Annotated in this window: 14 protein-coding genes; 7 read left to right on the top strand and 7 right to left on the bottom strand. The window is 72.2% G+C overall.

The window, feature by feature from the left end; all coding sequences use genetic code 11:
- Nucleotides 1-56: 56 nt before the first annotated feature.
- The 3 genes from H4F70_RS07435 to H4F70_RS07425 all read right to left on the bottom strand — a co-directional run bounded on the left by H4F70_RS07435 (nucleotide 57) and on the right by H4F70_RS07425 (nucleotide 2,667).
- Nucleotides 57-380 carry a HepT-like ribonuclease domain-containing protein gene (locus H4F70_RS07435; protein ID WP_182359690.1) on the bottom strand — a complete coding sequence of 108 codons (324 nt, stop codon included), beginning with the start codon at nucleotides 378-380 and terminating at the stop codon, nucleotides 57-59.
- A gap of 115 nt (nucleotides 381-495) precedes the next feature.
- Nucleotides 496-939 carry a helix-turn-helix domain-containing protein gene (locus H4F70_RS07430; RefSeq protein WP_235681387.1) on the bottom strand — a complete coding sequence of 148 codons (444 nt, stop codon included), beginning with the start codon at nucleotides 937-939 and terminating at the stop codon, nucleotides 496-498.
- Nucleotides 940-1,026: 87 nt separating this feature from the next.
- Entirely contained in the window at nucleotides 1,027-2,667 is a 1,641-nt protein-coding gene (locus tag H4F70_RS07425; protein ID WP_182359689.1) for an alkaline phosphatase D family protein, read from the bottom strand.
- Nucleotides 2,668-3,082: 415 nt separating this feature from the next.
- Here H4F70_RS07425 and betT point away from each other — a divergent pair, with 415 nt between their 5' ends.
- The 3 genes from betT to H4F70_RS07410 all read left to right on the top strand — a co-directional run bounded on the left by betT (nucleotide 3,083) and on the right by H4F70_RS07410 (nucleotide 8,290).
- Nucleotides 3,083-5,170, top strand: coding sequence for a choline BCCT transporter BetT (gene betT, locus H4F70_RS07420; RefSeq protein WP_182359688.1), 2,088 nt, complete (start codon nucleotides 3,083-3,085; stop codon nucleotides 5,168-5,170).
- A 64-nt stretch (nucleotides 5,171-5,234) separates the two neighbouring features.
- A complete protein-coding gene (locus H4F70_RS07415; RefSeq protein WP_182359687.1) occupies nucleotides 5,235-6,710 on the top strand; it encodes an aldehyde dehydrogenase family protein in 1,476 nt (491 codons plus the stop codon).
- A 26-nt stretch (nucleotides 6,711-6,736) separates the two neighbouring features.
- Nucleotides 6,737-8,290 (top strand): GMC family oxidoreductase, encoded by a 1,554-nt coding sequence (locus H4F70_RS07410; protein WP_182359686.1) that lies wholly within the window; start codon nucleotides 6,737-6,739, stop codon nucleotides 8,288-8,290.
- Nucleotides 8,291-8,356: 66 nt separating this feature from the next.
- Here H4F70_RS07410 and H4F70_RS07405 read toward each other — a convergent pair whose 3' ends face one another.
- Nucleotides 8,357-8,683 (bottom strand): ArsR/SmtB family transcription factor, encoded by a 327-nt coding sequence (locus tag H4F70_RS07405; RefSeq protein ID WP_182359685.1) that lies wholly within the window; start codon nucleotides 8,681-8,683, stop codon nucleotides 8,357-8,359.
- 178 nt (nucleotides 8,684-8,861) lie between these two features.
- Between H4F70_RS07405 and H4F70_RS07400 the strand changes: the two genes are divergently transcribed.
- Genes H4F70_RS07400 through H4F70_RS07385 form a run of 4 tightly spaced genes read left to right on the top strand, consistent with a single transcriptional unit; the run spans nucleotide 8,862 to nucleotide 14,053 of the window.
- On the top strand, nucleotides 8,862-10,502 hold the full coding sequence (locus H4F70_RS07400; protein WP_235681386.1) for an ABC transporter substrate-binding protein: 1,641 nt from the start codon (nucleotides 8,862-8,864) through the stop codon (nucleotides 10,500-10,502).
- The gene (locus tag H4F70_RS07395; protein WP_235681385.1) at nucleotides 10,499-11,593 is read left to right on the top strand and encodes an ABC transporter permease; all 1,095 of its coding nucleotides are present in this window, start codon (nucleotides 10,499-10,501) and stop codon (nucleotides 11,591-11,593) included. The genes H4F70_RS07400 and H4F70_RS07395 overlap by 4 nt, the downstream gene beginning before the upstream one ends.
- Nucleotides 11,586-12,407 carry an ABC transporter permease gene (locus H4F70_RS07390; RefSeq protein ID WP_182345784.1) on the top strand — a complete coding sequence of 274 codons (822 nt, stop codon included), beginning with the start codon at nucleotides 11,586-11,588 and terminating at the stop codon, nucleotides 12,405-12,407. Before H4F70_RS07395 ends, H4F70_RS07390 begins: the two co-directional genes overlap by 8 nt.
- Nucleotides 12,404-14,053 (top strand): ABC transporter ATP-binding protein, encoded by a 1,650-nt coding sequence (locus tag H4F70_RS07385; RefSeq protein WP_182359683.1) that lies wholly within the window; start codon nucleotides 12,404-12,406, stop codon nucleotides 14,051-14,053. Before H4F70_RS07390 ends, H4F70_RS07385 begins: the two co-directional genes overlap by 4 nt.
- On the opposite strand, the gene H4F70_RS07380 is transcribed toward H4F70_RS07385, so the two are convergent.
- The 3 genes from H4F70_RS07380 to H4F70_RS20440 form a co-directional block, all read right to left on the bottom strand.
- Nucleotides 14,040-14,801 carry an urease accessory protein UreD gene (locus H4F70_RS07380; RefSeq protein ID WP_182359682.1) on the bottom strand — a complete coding sequence of 254 codons (762 nt, stop codon included), beginning with the start codon at nucleotides 14,799-14,801 and terminating at the stop codon, nucleotides 14,040-14,042. The two genes, H4F70_RS07385 and H4F70_RS07380, sit on opposite strands and share 14 nt — an antisense overlap.
- Before the next feature lie 12 nt (nucleotides 14,802-14,813).
- Nucleotides 14,814-15,572, bottom strand: a complete 759-nt coding sequence (gene ureG, locus H4F70_RS07375; protein WP_182360235.1) for an urease accessory protein UreG — start codon at nucleotides 15,570-15,572, stop codon at nucleotides 14,814-14,816.
- 61 nt (nucleotides 15,573-15,633) lie between these two features.
- On the bottom strand, nucleotides 15,634-16,023 hold the full coding sequence (locus H4F70_RS20440; protein WP_420883141.1) for an urease accessory UreF family protein: 390 nt from the start codon (nucleotides 16,021-16,023) through the stop codon (nucleotides 15,634-15,636).
- Between the last annotated feature and the right edge of the window lie 144 nt (nucleotides 16,024-16,167).

The raw sequence follows: 16,167 nt of genomic DNA, 5'->3' as shown, positions 1-16,167 counted from the left end.
CCATCAACACGATTGCGGGCCCTCGTCACCGGACAGCGCCGGATGCGCCTCCGCGTTCAGCCGCGCAGAATCCCGTGAGCGATGTACTCGCGCAGGCGGGGCACGTGTTCGACGAGGGTGTTCCACATGATCGACGTATCGTTCTCGGCGTAGATGTGCGCCATCCGCACGCGCATCCCGACGATCAAGCTCCACGGCTGGCCCGGGTGCTCCTCGAGCAGCCTTGGCGGCAGCGAGTTCCGGATCGTGTCGCCGACGTGATGGAAGATGGCCTCCGACGCGCGGCGCAACAGAACGTCACTCTCGTAGGCTTTCCTGCCCCTCGCCGTGAGCTCGGCGGCCTCGTCGCAGTACGCAACGAGCGCATCGAGAGCCTCCACGGCGCGATCTCCGTAGCGCACGGCCAGGTCGCACCGGGCCGTTTTCTCAGCCCCGCCCGCACCCGAGCCCGTGCTACCGCCCTCCCCCCGCCTCCGCGACGATCGTCGTCCGCCATCAGATCGCGACCGCCTCATCGCGTATCGCACGGCTCCGCCTGGTCAGGCCAGCCTCGGAGACGATATCCACCCGGACCCCGAGGAGCGCCTCGAGTGCCTCTGCCAGTCCCACGAGGTCGAACAGGCTCGCGTCGTCGTCGAACCGCACGAGAAGATCCAGATCCGAAGCCGGCGTGTCCTCCCCCCGCGCGATGGAGCCGAACACCCGCGGATCGTGCGCCTTGTGCTCCGCGGCGATCCGGCGGATCTCCCGTCTGTTTTCGGACAGCAGCCTGCCGGGACGCGGCCGGCAGGCCGCACGGATACGGCCGATCGTCTCCGCCCCCGGCGTCCGTGCACCCGACTCGTAGGCGGAGATGTTCGGCTGCGACATGCCGACCCTGGCGGCGAGCTCCGACTGCGTGAGCCCCGCCGCCTCCCGCATCGCACGGATCTCCTTCACACCCTCGACCAAACACGCGTGTATGAGCCGCAGACGTCTCACGCCGTCTGCGGCTCATACACCGCGGTCGGCGACTCCGCGGTGCGCTCACGCACGCACGTCGATCTCCGGCTTCCCGTCGGGCACGGTGACCGTGGCCCGGGTGCGCACCGGCCGGCCGGGCACGGTGACCTTGTCGGTCACCTTCAGCCGCGCCTGCCACCGGTCCGGCCGCAGCTCGCAGAGCACGTATCCGCGCTGGGCGCTGCCGAACTTCATCGCCGGGTTGTTCGCGAGGAACTCCTCGTTCGCCTTGTCGCTGTCCTCGCCGTCCTTGCCGGAGGCGATGGACGTGCCCGCCATCTCCACGCCGACGGCCGGCGAGGAGTCGTCGCGGTAGTCGCGCCGCAGTTCGGAGACGGTGGTGCGGTGGATGTCGCCCACCATCGAGACGAGGTTGCGTACTCCTCGGTCCCGCGCGCCGTCGAGGATGCGGTGGCGCGACGCCTCGTATCCGCCCCACTGGTCCATGCTCACCTTGCGCTCACCGTCGCGGATCCGCGGCAGGTCGGTGATGACCGTCTGGTGTGCCAGGAAGTTCCAGCGGGCCTCCGACCGGTCGAACCCGTCGAGGATCCACTGCTCCTGCTCCCCGCCGGTGATCGTGCGCCCCGCGTCGGCAGTGACGTCATCCTGCACGTGCTGGCCGTCGCCGTGCGCCTGGTCGCTGCGGTACTGGCGGGTGTCGAGCACGGAGAACGACGCCAGCGCCCCGTATTCGTAGCGCCGGTACAGGCGCATGTCCGGCCCCGACGGCGGCAGCACCCGGGTGGGCGTGTGCTCCCACCAGGCCCGGAACGCCTGCGCCCGCCGCTCGAGGAACGCCCGCGGGTCCGCGCCCTCGTCCTGCGAGATCTGCGACGCCCAGTTGTTGTCCACCTCGTGGTCGTCGATGGTGTGGATCCACGCCGCCGCGCGGTGCGCGCTCTGCAGGTGCGCGTCGCTCTTGAACAACCCGTAACGCAGGCGATAGTCCTGCAGAGTCGTCGTCTCGCGGCGCACCTCCGCGCTGAGGCCTGTCAGGGGACGCACCGAATCCTCCGGCAGGTCGTACTCATAGATGTAGTCGCCCAGGTGGAACACCACGTCCAGGTCCTGCTCCGCCATGTCCGCATACGCCGTGTAGTAACCCTGATACCAGGCCTGGCAGGACGCCCAGGCGAAGGCCATCGCGCCCACGTCGGCACCCGCCGCGGGCGCGGTCCGCGTACGACCGACGGGAGAGACCTGCCCCAGCGCCCGGAACCGGTAGTAGTAGCGCCGCCACGGTTCGAGCCCCCGCACGTCGACGTGCACGGAGTGCGCCGCGGCCGGCAGGGCCACGTCGCTGCCGCGGGCGACGACGTCGCGGAACCGCTCGTCGCGGGCCACCTCCCAGTCCACCGGCACCGGCACCGGCGGCACCCCGCCGCCGGGCACGAGCGGATCGGTCGTCACGCGCGTCCACAGGATCACCGAGTCCGGCAGGGGGTCGCCCGACGCCACGCCGAGCGCGAACGGGTCACCGCCGCCGAGGCTCCCGGCGCTGCCCAGCGAACCGGTCGCGGGGGCGGCCGCGGCGTCGGGTCCGGACAGCATCGCGGGGGTGAACGCCGCCGCGCCCACCAGGGCGCTCCATGTGAGGAAGCTGCGGCGAGTGGTGCCGCCGGCGACGGAACGATCGGGCAGGGAGATCTCGGGTTTGCTCATGTTTCACAAGTCAAGCCGTCCGACTTCACCGGGATGCGGATCCTGGCGGACGAGGAGGCGACGTTCCGATGAAATCCCGTCTCACCCCGCCGGTGCGATACCCCCGAATGAGGGTGGCGCCGGAGCGAGACACACCCGCCCGACCTGGCATGACACGCGTCACCTCGTCCTGTGATCACGCTGGTCGCGGGTCGTACCGGGCCAGGCATATCCGCCGTCCGCTGTCCAGATCCGTTTCAGGATCCGGGCGCCCCGCACGCCCGCGTGGCCTACTGTGAAGTCGCCGCCGTCCGCGTTTTCACGGCCTGAACGCCGCTGTGTGTACACCACCGACCGACGGACTCGGGCCGGACGGACGCACTCGGGACCGACACCGCGGCGCGGCGCGCGTCAGCCTGCGAAAGGAATCCGCCACGTGAGTGCGACCACCATCGAGTCCTCCGACCCGGCAGCCGTCGACGACGCTCCCGACCGGCCGCGGACCAACTGGCGGGTGTTCCTCCCTGCAGCAGCGGTCACTCTCGCGATCACGATCTGGGCCCTCATCGCGCCCGACAACGCCGAATCCGTGCTCGGCAGCGTCGTCACGTGGGCGTCGGACTGGTTCGGCTGGTTCTACGTGGCGCTCGTCGCGGTCGTGCTGGTCTTCGTCATCTACCTGGCCGTGTCCCGGTACGGCGCGATCAAACTCGGCCCCGCGCATTCGCAGCCGGAGTTCGGCTTGATGTCGTGGGCATCGATGCTGTTCGCCGCCGGCATCAGCACGGACCTGATGTACTTCGCCGTTTCGGAGCCGGTGACCCAATATCTGAACCCGCCCAGCACCGCGCCCGAGACCGTCGACGCCGCCCGCGAGGGCGTCGCGTGGACGCTGTTCCACTATGGGGTCAGCGGATGGGGACTGTATGCGCTGATGGGCATCGCGCTCGCCTACTTCGCGTACCGCAAGAACATGCCGCTGGCCATCCGCTCCGCGCTCGCGCCGGTGTTCGGCAAGCGCGTCAAGGGAGCGCTGGGCGACACGGTCGACTTCGCCGCGCTGCTCGGCACCATCTTCGGCGTCGCCACCTCGCTGGGCATCGGCGTGGTGATGGTCAACGTGGGACTGCAGATGGTGTTCGGCATCCCCGTCGGCACCGGTACGCAGATCGCGATCGTCGTCGTCGGCGTCGCCGTCGCGACGCTGTCCGCCACGTCCGGGGTGGACAAGGGCATCAAGATGCTCTCGCTGCTCAACGTGTTCCTGGCGCTCGCACTGAGCATCTGGGTTCTGGTGATGGGCAAGACGCGGTTCCTGCTCGACGCGCTGGTGCTCAACATCGCCGACTTCTTCCGGCTGTTCCCCGGCATGGTCGGCCAGACCTTCGCCTACGAGGACACCGGCACGTGGATGACCGATTGGACCGTCTTCTTCTGGGCGTGGTGGATCGCGTGGGCGTCGTTCGTGGGCCTGTTCCTGGCACGGATCTCACGCGGACGCACCATCCGGCAATTCGTCCTGGGCACTCTCACCATCCCGTTCCTCTACATCCTCATGTGGGCGTCGATCTACGGGAACTCCGCGCTGAACCTGGTGCGTTCCGGAAGCGACGAGTTCGGCGAGCAGGCGGTGCTCGAGCCCGAGGGCGCGTTCTACGAGCTGCTCACCAACTATCCGGCGTTCGTCGCCGTCGCCGCCGTGGCCACCGTGACCGCGCTGCTGTTCTACGTCACTTCCGCGGACTCGGCCGCGCTGGTGATGGCCAACCTGTCGTCGCGCCTGCCGAGCCCGCAGCACGACGGACGGCCCGCACTCCGCATCTTCTGGGCGCTCGCGACGGGCGCGCTCACGGTGGCGATGCTCATCGTCGGCGGCGTCGGCGCCCTGCAGAGCGCCACGGTGATAATGGGGCTGCCGTTCGCCTTCGTCATCATCCTCGTGATCTTCGGCCTGTACCGCTCGCTACGGGTGGAGTCGTTCCGCGTCGAAAGCGCCGAGCAGAGTCTGCCGGGTTCGTTGTCCGGTCGCACCCGGAACGAACGTACCCACTCCTGGCGGCACCGGCTCGGCCGCGTGCTCAGCTTCCCCGGCGAGGAGCGGGCACGCGATTTCGAGCGGAACGTGCTGCTGCCGAGCCTCGGCGAGGTGGTCGACGAACTGCGCAGCCGCGGAATCGACGCGCACTGCGGGCCCGTCGCAGCGCAGGGCGCCCCCGCTACGAACGGGGCCGACGGCACGGACGACGGCGACCACGAACTCATCGAGCTCGAAGTGGGGTCCGAGGGCTCGACCCCGTTCCACTACCAGGTGTGGCGCCGTCGGGTCGCCGTGCCCGCCTACGGGATGAGCCTGCCCCGCACCGCCGACGAGTACGTGCGCATGGAGGTGTACGTGGACGGCGGCACCGGGCAGGGCTACGACATCATGGGCTTCACCAAGGACCAGATCATCGAGGACGTCCTGGACCAGTACGAGAGGCACCTGGGTTTCCTGCACATCCGGGAGAGCGCCTCGGGCGTCTGACCCGGCGCACTCCTACGACACCGGCGACACCGACGACCACCGAATCCACGAAAAGAGGGCAACCATGCCATCGACACTGTTCATCGACGGCCGGTGGACCGCCGCGGCCGACGGCGGCACGCGGGAGATCCGCTGCCCCGCCGACGGAAGCCCGGTGGGCACGGTCAGCGAGGCCGCCCGCGAGGACACCGTCGCCGCCATCGCCGCGGCCCGCCGCGCCTTCGACGCGGGCGGATGGAGCGCGACGCCCGCCGCCGAACGCGGGGCGCTGCTGCTCGCGGCGGCGGACATCATCGGCGGCACGCGCAAGGCGGAGTTCGCCCGCGCGGAATCGCTCGACACCGGCAAGCGGCTGGTGGAGAGCGAGATCGACATGGACGACATCGCGGCGAGTTTCCGTTACTTCGGCCGGCTCGCCGGCCAGGAAGCCGGCCGGGTGGTGGACCCGGGCATGCCCGACGTCGCGAGCAGGATCGTGCACGAACCGGTGGGCGTGTGCGGAATGATCACGCCCTGGAACTACCCGCTGCTGCAGGTGGCGTGGAAAGTCGCCCCGGCGCTGGCGGCAGGCAACACCTTCGTGCTCAAGCCCAGCGAGCTCACCCCGCACACCGCCATCCTGCTGATGGACGTGCTCGACGGGCTGGGGCTGCCGGCGGGCGTCGGCAACCTGGTGCTCGGCGCCGGGGCCACCGCGGGCGCGCCGCTGTCCGAACATCCCGACGTGGACCTGATCTCGTTCACCGGCGGGCTCGCCACCGGCCGGGTCATCGCCGCGTCCGCCGCGCCGACGGTGAAGAAGGTGGCGCTGGAGCTCGGCGGCAAGAACCCCAACGTGGTCTTCGCCGACGCCGACTTCGACGCGGCCGTCGACAACGCCCTCAACGCGGCGTTCGTGCACAGCGGGCAGGTGTGCTCGGCCGGGTCGCGCCTCATCGTCGAGGAGTCGATCCACGACCGCTTCGTCGACGAGCTCGTCCGCCGCGCGCAGCGGATCCGCCTGGGCGGCCCGTTCGACGAGACCGCCGAAACCGGGCCGCTCATCTCCGCCGCCCACCGCGACAAGGTCACCGCCTACGTGCAGGCCGGGATCGACGAGGGCGCCGTGCTGCACTGCGGCGGCGACAGGCCCGCGGGCACGCTCGAATCCGGCTTCTACTACCTGCCGACGGTGCTCGACGCGTGCCGTTCGGAGATGTCGGTGGTGCAGGACGAGGGCTTCGGCCCCGTGGTCACCGTCGAGACGTTCCGCACCGAGGACGAGGCGGTGGCCATCGGCAACGACACCTCCTACGGGCTCGCCGCGGGCGTGTGGAGCCAGGACGCGGGCAAGACCGAACGTGTGGCCGCGCGTCTGCGGCACGGCACCGTGTGGATCAACGACTTCCACCCCTACCTGCCCCAGGCCGAGTGGGGCGGATACGGCATGTCCGGTAACGGCCGGGAGCTGGGGCCGACAGGCCTGGCCGAGTACCAGGAGATCAAGCACATCTACCAGAATTTGCGCCCGGCCGTCACCGGCTGGTTCCCGCAGCACTGACCGCACGCCCGAGCGAAGGAGACCTCATGGCAGAGCAGCGATTCGACTACGTCGTGGTCGGCGGCGGCAGCGCGGGCGCGGCGGTGGCCGCACGGCTGAGCGAAGATCCGTCGGTGACGGTCGCACTCGTCGAGGCGGGCCCCAGCGACGTGGGCGACGACGCGATCCTGCAGCTCACCCGGTGGCCTGCACTGCTCGAATCCGGCTACGACTGGGACTACCTGATCGAGCCGCAGGAACACGGCAACTCGTTCATGCGGCACGCCCGCGCGAAGGTCCTCGGCGGCTGTTCGTCGCACAACTCGTGCATCGCGTTCTGGCCCCCCGCCGAGGACCTCGACGAGTGGGCGCAGAAGTGGGGCTGCACCGGATGGGAGTCCGCGAAGACGCTGCCGCTGGTGCGCAAGCTGGAGAACAACGACCAGCCCGGCGACCACCACGGCCACGACGGGCCGGTGCGCATCCGCAACATCGCGCCCGAGGACCCGGCCGGCGTCGCCATCCTCGAGGCCTGCGCCCAGGCCGGCATCCCCACCGTCCAGTTCAACAACGGCACCGTGGTCAAAGGCGCCGGATTCTTCCAGACCAACGCGCTGGACAACGGCGTGCGCTCCTCCTCGTCCGTGTCCTACCTGCATCCGATCATGGACAGCCGACCCAACCTCACGGTCCTCACCGGACGCTGGGCGAAGAAGCTCATCATCGACGACGACAAGCGCTGCACCGGGGTCCAGGTGCTGAACCCGGACCTGGTGCACACCGACACCATCCACGCCGACCGCGAGGTGGTCGTCTCGGCGGGCGCCATCGACTCGCCCAAGCTGCTCATGCTCTCCGGCATCGGCCCCGCCGGCCACCTGCGCGACGTGGGCGTGGACGTGCTGGTGGACTCCCCCGGCGTGGGTTCGCACCTGCAGGACCATCCGGAGGGCGTCATCCAGTGGGACGCGCGCAAGCCGATGGTCACCGAATCGCTGCAGTGGTGGGAGATCGGGATCTTCACGAACACCGTGGAGGGGCTCGACCGGCCGGACCTGATGTTCCACTTCGGCAACACGCCGTTCGACATGCACACGGTGCGGCAGGGCTACCCGACGTCGGAGAACGCGTTCTGCCTCACCCCCAACGTCACGCACGCCCGATCCCGCGGCACGGTGCGGCTGCGCAGCCGCGACTTCCGCGACAAGCCGAGGGTGGACCCGAAGTACTTCTCCGACCCCTACGACATGGACATCATGACCTACGGGATCACCCTGGCGCGGGAGATCGTCGCGCAGCCCGCGATGGCCGAGTGGGCGGGCATGGAGCTGTTCCCGGGGGACGCGGTGCGCACCGACGACGAGATCGCCGACTACATCACCCGCACCCACAACACCGTCTACCACCCGACGGGATCCGTGCCCATGGGCTCGCCCGACGACCCCGGCGCCCCGCTGGACCCGCAGCTGCGCGTCAAGGGCGTGCGCGGCCTGCGCGTCGCGGACGCGTCGATCATGCCGAACATCGTCGCCGTCAACCCCAACGTCACGACGATGATGATCGGCGAGAAGTGCGCGGAGATGATCAGAACAGGCCAGTGACCCGCCGCCCCGTTGACGAGGCCGTGGCGGCCGGGCAGGCACTCCCGCAGTGCCGGCCCGGCCGCCTCACTCGTGCCTGGCCCCCATCAGGTGCAGCAGCTCATGCACGGTGGAGTCGGTGAGCGTGTAGCGGACGCTGCGTCCGGCCCGCTCATCGCGCACCCACCCCTGCAGGCGCAGAACCCGGAGGGCCTGCGACGCCGCGGTGTGCGTGATGCCCGCCGCCTCCGCGAGCTCGCCCACGCTGGCCGTCCCCGGCCCCGCCTGGTGCATGGCCGCGAGCAATCGCAGCCGGGTCGCATCGCCTAGCAGGTGGAACCGCGCCGCCCACTCGTCGATGTCGAGGCCGTGCTCCCATGGCGAGGCCACCGTCGCTCCCCCTTGCTCGTCCATCCCGCCAGCCCATCAACCCCCGCTAGCTCAGCCATCCCCCTCCCGCACTCCGTGACAGGCTACCGCCTGGCCAAGCCCGTGACCGGGCTATAGGGTTATGCAGATTCATCTGATCAGATGGACACATATTGATCATGCGGTGCCCCTGTGCGGACACGCCGCGGGAGAGGAGACGCGCGTGCTTGCCGTCGACGACGCGAGGACACGGCGACGGAACCGGAATCGCTCCCGGGCCGCGCGCACCGCCGTCGCCCTCACCGCCACCGGGGCAGTCCTGGCGGGCTGCGGCGCGCAGGCGACGGACCCCTCGGCGACGCCGAGCCGGATCGTGCTCGCCGACGCCCAGCCGCTGGGCGATTACAACCCGGTGAACGGTTACGGCGAACTCGGCGTCTCCCCGCTGTACGACGGGCTCCTGCGCCCCACGTCCACATCCGACCGCACACTGCCGGACCTCATCCCCGCGCTCGCCGCCGCGCCGCCGACGCCGAACGCCGACAGCACCGTGTGGGACGTCGAACTGCGGCGCGGCGTCGCCTTCTCCGACGGCTCCGCCTTCGACGCGGCCGACGTCGTCGCCACCTACGACGCCGTCCTGGACCCGGCGTCCGCCTCCGAGATCGCCGCGTCCTACACCATGATCGACGAGGTCACCGCCGTCGACGACCACCACGTGCGGTTCACCCTCGACTACCCGTACTACGCCTTCCCCGCCCGCCTCACTCTCGGCATCGCCCCCTCCGAGGAGCTCGGCGGCGGGCCCGCCGTCGAGTCGCCGCTGAACACCCGCCCGGTGGGCACCGGCCCGTACCGGCTGACGGAGCTCACCCCCACCGAGGCGCGCTTCGAGGCCAACCCCGACTACTTCGACGGCGCACCCGAGGTGACCGAGCTCGTCACCGTGTACACCCCGGACGACAACGCGCGCGCCCAGCAGATGCGGGCGGGCGGCATCGACGGCACCGTTCTGCCGCCGGTGCTCGCCGAGACCTTCACCGGCGCGGACGGCATGCGCGTCGACGCCGTGCAGTCGGCGGACTGGCGCGGCGTGTCGCTGCCCGCCGGAAATCCGTTCACCGCCGACGGCCGCGCGCGCCGGGCGATGAACCTCGCCGTGGACCGCCAGGCGATGATCGACGACGTGCTCGCCGGGCACGGCCGCGCCGCCTCCACGCCCGTCGCGGCGGTGTACGGTGACGCGTTCGCCCCCGACGCGGTGTTCCCGCACGACCCCGAGCGCGCGCGGCGCATCCTGGACGACGCCGGCTGGATACCCGCCGCGGACGGGATCCGGGCCCGCGGCGCCGACCGCGCCGCGTTCACCGTGTACTACCCGGCCGAGGACACCGTCCGACGCGACCTCGCGGCCGCCTTCGCCTCCGACATGCACCGCATCGGCATCGACGTGCGACTCCAGGGCTCCACGTGGGACGAGATGAACACGAAGATCGACACGGGCGCCTTCCTGCTCGGCGGCGGCGACAAGCCCTATGACCTCGACACCCAGATCTACGGGGCGCTGCACACCCGGTCGCCCCGGACCGCCACCTACGACAATCCGTCCGGGTTCGCCATCCCCGGCGTCGACGAGGCGCTCGACGACGCGCGCCGGAGCCTGGACCCGCAGCGCCGCGCCGACGACTACCGGGCCGTGCAGGCCGCGTACGTCGCGCACCCCACGTACGTTTTCCTCGCGTTCCTCGACCACACGTACGTCTCCCGGGAGGACGGCTGGAACCGGGGTTCCGCCGTGATGGAGCCGCACTCGCACGGGGTGTCCTGGGGCCCGTGGTGGAACCTCGCACGGTGGCGCCGGTGACGACCTCGTTGCGCGGGACGGCCGCGGCGGCGCCGTCCGCACCCGGGCACGGCGCCGGCGGCGGCGCCGACGGGGCTGCGGAAGCGCCGCGCCCGCCGTCCGGCCGGTGGCGGCGCCGACGTGCGGACGTCGCCCGCCTCGTCGCGCGGCGCACCGCGGTCGCCGTCCCCCTGCTGGTCGCGCTCTCGGCGGGCGTGTTCGTGCTGGCCGCGCACTCGCCGTTCCACCCGCTCGCCACCTACCTCGGCGCCCGTTACCAGCACACCTCGGCGGCGGACCGGGCATCGATGGCCGCTGCGCTGGGACTCGACAGGCCCTGGTGGCAGGCATGGTGGCAGTGGGTGGTCGACGCCGTGCACGGCGACCTGGGCCTCTCCCGTGTCTACTCGATGCCCGTCACCGAGGTCTTCGCGCAGCGCCTGCCGTGGACGCTGCTGCTCACCGCCACCGGCCTGACCATCGCCGTCGCCGTCGCAGTGGTGGCGGGCACCGCGGCGGGAATGCGCCCCGGTTCGCTGATCGACCGACTGTGCAGCGCCGTCGCGGTGGTGCTGCAGGCGATCCCGCCGTTCGCGGTGGCACTCGGTGCCGTCGCCGCATTCGCGGTGGCGCTGCGCTGGGCTCCTTCATCCGGCGCGGCCGCCCCCGGCGCCGACCCCACCGTCGCCGGCGTGGCATCGCACCTGGTGCTCCCCGCGTGCGCGCTGGCCGTCACACAGGTGCCGTGGCTGCTGTTGTCCGTGCGCACGTCGGTGGCACGGGCGGCGGGTTCCGACGCGGTACGCGGGGCGCGCGCCCGCGGGATCGCACCGGCACGGATCGTCGTCCGCCACATGCTTCCGGTCTCTCTCGCACCGCTGGTGACGATCCTCGGCGCGCGCCTGCCCGAGCTCGTCGTCGGTGCGGTGCTGGTCGAGGAGGTGTTCGGCTGGCCCGGACTGGCCGCGGCCGTCGTGCAGTCGGCCACCGCGCTCGACTTCGCCCTGCTCGCCGCCCTCACCGTGGCGACCACCGCGCTGGTGCTCGTCGGATCGTTGCTCGCGGACGCGGCGTACCTCCTGCTCGACCCGCGGGTGAGCGCCGATGTCTGAGCTGTCCGTCGCCCGGCGCATCGCCCTGCCCGGCGCCGTACTCGCCGCACTCATCGTCTACGCCGTCGCCGTGCCGTGGGCGGCGGGACCGCAGCACGCCGACTTCGCAGACGCGCGGCGCGCACCCGGCGCCGCGCACTGGTTCGGCACCGACCACTCGGGTTACGACCTGTTCGTCCGCACCGCGGAGGGGCTGCGCGTGTCGCTGCTCATCGCCGCCGTGTGCGCGGTCGTCGCCACGGTGCTCGGCCTGGCCGTCGGCTCCGCGGCGGCCACCATCGGCGGGCGGTTCGACACCGCGGTCATGCGGCTCACCGACGGGGTCAACGCGCTCCCCCACCTGCTGTTGGGCATCGTCATCGTGGCCCTCTACCGCGGATCCGTCCCCGCGATCGTCGCGTCCATCGCGCTGACCCACTGGCCGCAGGTGGCGCGCATCGTGCGCGCGGAGATCCTGTCGGTGCGGTCGTCGGCCTACGTCGACGCCGCCTACCTGTGGGGCGCCGGACGGTGGCGGGTCCTGCGCCGCCACCTGCTGCCCGCGGCGGCACCGCAGGCGGGCGTGGCGCTGATCATGCTGCTCCCCCACGCGGTGTGGCACGAGTCCACGCTGAGCTTCCTGGGCCTGGGTCTCTCGCCGGACCAGGCCAGCATCGGCACTCTGCTGGAGGTCTCCCGCGGCGACATCCTCACCGGGGCCTGGTGGACGCTGGCGGCCCCCGTCGCCGTCCTCGTCGCCACCACCCTCGCCGTCGCCGGCGTCGGGGCCGGGCTGCGGGCGCGGCGGCACCACGGCCCGGCGGTGGTGCGATGACGGTACGCACCGGCCTGCAGGCCCCGGCCGCCGCGACGGTGCGGGGCCTCACCGTACGCATCCCCGCCCGCGTCGGCCGCCGGCGCGCTTGGGTGCATGCCGCCACCGATGTGGACCTGGACCTGGCCCCGGGCACCGTCACCGCGCTCGTCGGCGAATCCGGCTGCGGAAAATCGATCCTCGCATCCGCGCTGTGCGGAATGCTGCCGGACGGCACGCGCACCGCGGGCACGACGACCATCGACGGGCGGACGATGACCGGCGCGAAGGAGAAGGACTGGCGCCGACTACGCGGGCGCACCGTCGCGCTCGCCACGCAGTCCGCCGCGGCGTCGTTCACCCCGGTGCGGGCGATCGGTCCGCAGCTGGCCGAAGCGCTCCACGCGGTCGGCGTGACCGGGTCGGCCCGCGGCGCACCCGCCCGGGCGGCCGTCGCGGACCTGCTCGCCCGTGTGCATCTGGGCCCGGATACCGCGCGGCTCTATCCGCACGAACTGTCCGGCGGCATGGCCCAGCGCGTCGCCGTCGCCGCGGCCCTGGCCGGCGCACCGCCGGTGCTCGTCGCCGACGAACCCACCGCGGGGCTCGACCCGGGACTCGCCGCGCACGTGCTGGGCCTGCTGCGGGAGGCCGCCGACGGCGGGGCCGCCGTCCTGCTCATCACGCACGACCTGCAATCGGTGGAATCGACCGGCGTGGCCGACCACTGCGCCGTGATGTATGCCGGACGCATCGTCGAACGCGGCACCACCGGCAGTGTGTTCTCCGCACCGGCGCACGCCTACACGGCGGCACTGCTCGCGGCGCTGCCCTCCCGCGGACTGCACCCGATCCCGGGGGCGCCGCCCGAGCTGACCGACCTCGACCCGCAGCACGACTTCGCGGCCAGGCTCCGCGCGGTCCCCCACACCGGATCTGCTGCGGGGCACACGACCCGGGACCGGCAGTGCACCGGTCGCGGAGCGGGGGACGACGCACCCGGTGCCGCGTTGCGCGGGGTGGACCTCACCTGCCGCTACGGCGCCACGGCGGTGTTCTCCGGCGCGTCCGTCACCGTCGCCCCCGGGAGCGTCCTCGGGCTCACGGGCGTGTCCGGCTCCGGAAAGTCGAGTCTGGCGCGGATGCTGTGCGGGCTGCAGATCCCCCTCGCCGGCTCCGTCACCGTGGATGGCCGTGCGGTGAGCACCCGCCGGGGCCGGATGCGAGGCGACACCGCGCTGCTGCACCAGTCGCCGCGCGCCGCCGCCGATCCGCGGATGACCCTGCGTGCGCTCATCGCCGAGCCGGGCGCGTCCGCGGAGGAGGCCGCCGGCGCCGCGGCGCGGGCAGGCATCACCCCGGATCTCCTGGACCGCTTCCCCGGCCAGGTCTCCGACGGGCAACTGCAGCGCGCGTGCCTGGCCCGCGCCCTGGTGGCGCGGCCGCGGTTCCTGATCTGCGACGAGGCCACCGCCATGCTCGACGCCGCCACCGCCGCCGCGGTGGCTGCGATCATCACCGAGCTGGCGGCGGACGGGGTCGGCGTGCTCATGATCAGTCACGATCACGGCCTGTTGCGGGCCGTCGCGCACCGGACGGTCGACATGCGGGACATCCGCCGGGCCGGCACGGGCGGATCCGGGGATGCCGGCGCTAACCCCGCGTGAGGCTCGGCACCTCCGCCTGCGCCGCCGCGTGCACCGTCCGCCAGCGGCTCCACGTCTCCGCCAGCGCGTCCTCGGCCTCGTGGGCGTGCACCGACAGCGCACGCGCCAAGGCGCCGCGGCCGGCCAACAGCGTCTCGTGCCGGGTCTCCGCCGCGGCCGGACGGGCGCCGAACAGCATGACCGACGCCAGGACCCGCGCGCGGTCGAGCACGCCGGGCGCGCTGCGCAGCGGGCCGCTCCGCAAGTCCAGGTCCTCCACCAGCAGTGGACGTCCGCACTGTGTCGCGCACATCCGTGACCGCAGCGGGCCGGCCCCGGTCTCGTACGAGCGGCCCAGCACCAGCGTCTCCGCGAGCAGCGCCGTCGCGCCCTCGGCCAGGTCCACGGACGTCTCCCGCGACAGGTCCGCGCCCGCGGTCACCACGAACGGCGACGACCGCCACACCAGGGATCCGCCCTCCGCCACGCGCGCGGTGGCCGACCAGCGGGCGTCGCCGCCGCGCGCGTCGTAGGCGACGGTGCCGGACGGTTCGACGATCTCCAGCCGCACGCCCGGCCCCACCGTGATGTCGATGCGCAGATCGTCGCCCGCCAGCAGCATCGCATAGCGGCCGACGAGCGCGATCCGCACGCTGTCGCCGTCGACGCCCAACGGCCGGGGCTGCAGGTACCGGCTGGCCGCGATATCCGCCAGCCGCACCCGGCCGTCGACCAGCTCGACACCGATACGCGCAGGCCGCTCAGTCACCGGCGCTCCTGCTCACGAGTGCGAGTGCCGGGTGCCATCGGCGTGCACGTGCTCGCCGCCGGGCGCGTGCTCCCCGTCGTGCGAGTGGACGGTGCCGTCGCCGTGGCTGTGCGGCGCCATCGGGCCGGGATCGCGGGGCACGTGCCGCCCATGCCGATGGTCGTCGAGGATGGTGCGCACCCACTGCACAAGCCTGCCGGTGGCGTCCTGGTCGCTCTCGCTGTGCGGCAGCACGGGCAGGCCGCCGCGGGCCGCGCGCGCATCGGCCACCATCTGTTCGGCGTCCACGTGCACGTACGGTGCCAGGTCGGTCTTATTGATCACCAGCAGGTCGGCGCGTTCCACACCCGGCCCGCCCTTGCGTGCCACGTCCCCGCCGCCGGCGACGTCGAGTATGAAGATCTGCGCGTCGACAAGCGCCGGGCTGAAGGTGGCGGTGAGGTTGTCTCCGCCGCTTTCGACGATCGTGATGTCGACCGGCGCGAAGTCCGCCTCGATGTCCTCGACCGCCATGAGGTTGGGGGTGACGTCATCACGGATCGCGGTGTGCGGGCAGGCGCCGGTTTCGACGGCGCGGATCCGCTCGACCGGCAGGACCCCCGCCGAGCGCAGCATCCGCGCATCCTCATCGGTGTAGATGTCGTTGGTGATGACCGCCAGGCTCAGTTCCGCGCCGAGCGCGCGGCACAGGGTGCCGATCAGCGTCGACTTGCCGACGCCCACTGGGCCCACCACGCCCAGGCGCAGTGCCCTCCCGGCGCTTTCCGGCAGTGCGCCGCCGGCCGCCGGGCCGGTGGCCGTGTTCCCCGTGTCAGGCAACGGGTTCGTCGTGTCAGGCAACGAAGAGCCTCCTCGTCTCGCGTTGGTGGTCCAGGGACCATTGGTCGGCTTGCGGCGCGGCGGTGGCAGGCATGTCCGCCGGATCGGTGACGGCCAGCGCGGTCGCCACCATCTCCTCGATGAGCGGCTCCGCGCCGAGGACCCAGCCCGCGGCGTCCACCGGATCCACCGGCGCCAGCTTGAGCGACGCGGACGCGACCGTCTGCGCGTCGTCGTACAGGCTCGCCCGTGCGGCCTGCTCCTCGGAGGCGCCCAGCACGGCCGCCGCCACGCCGAGCACCACCGGCCTCTGCGGCGTGCGCCCCAGCGCGTCGAGGTGCGCCACCGCGGGATCGTCGGGCGCCAGCCGGCGCACCAGCCGCACGAGCCCGCGCCCGAGCATCCCGGACACGTCGCGCAGCGGTGCGCTGGGCGTGCGGGCAGCAGTGCATCGTGCACCGCCGCGAGCCCGCGCGGCGTCTCGAGGACCGCGCGGTGTGCGAGCACGGTGGCCGACGCCTCGACGAGGCCCACGGTGCGCAGCCGT

The sequence above is a fragment of the Tomitella gaofuii genome (genome assembly GCF_014126825.1).
GTDB lineage: Bacteria > Actinomycetota > Actinomycetes > Mycobacteriales > Mycobacteriaceae > Tomitella > Tomitella gaofuii.
Note: the sequence above shows the minus strand (reverse complement) of the source record. Positions and strands in the feature narration are given on the sequence as shown.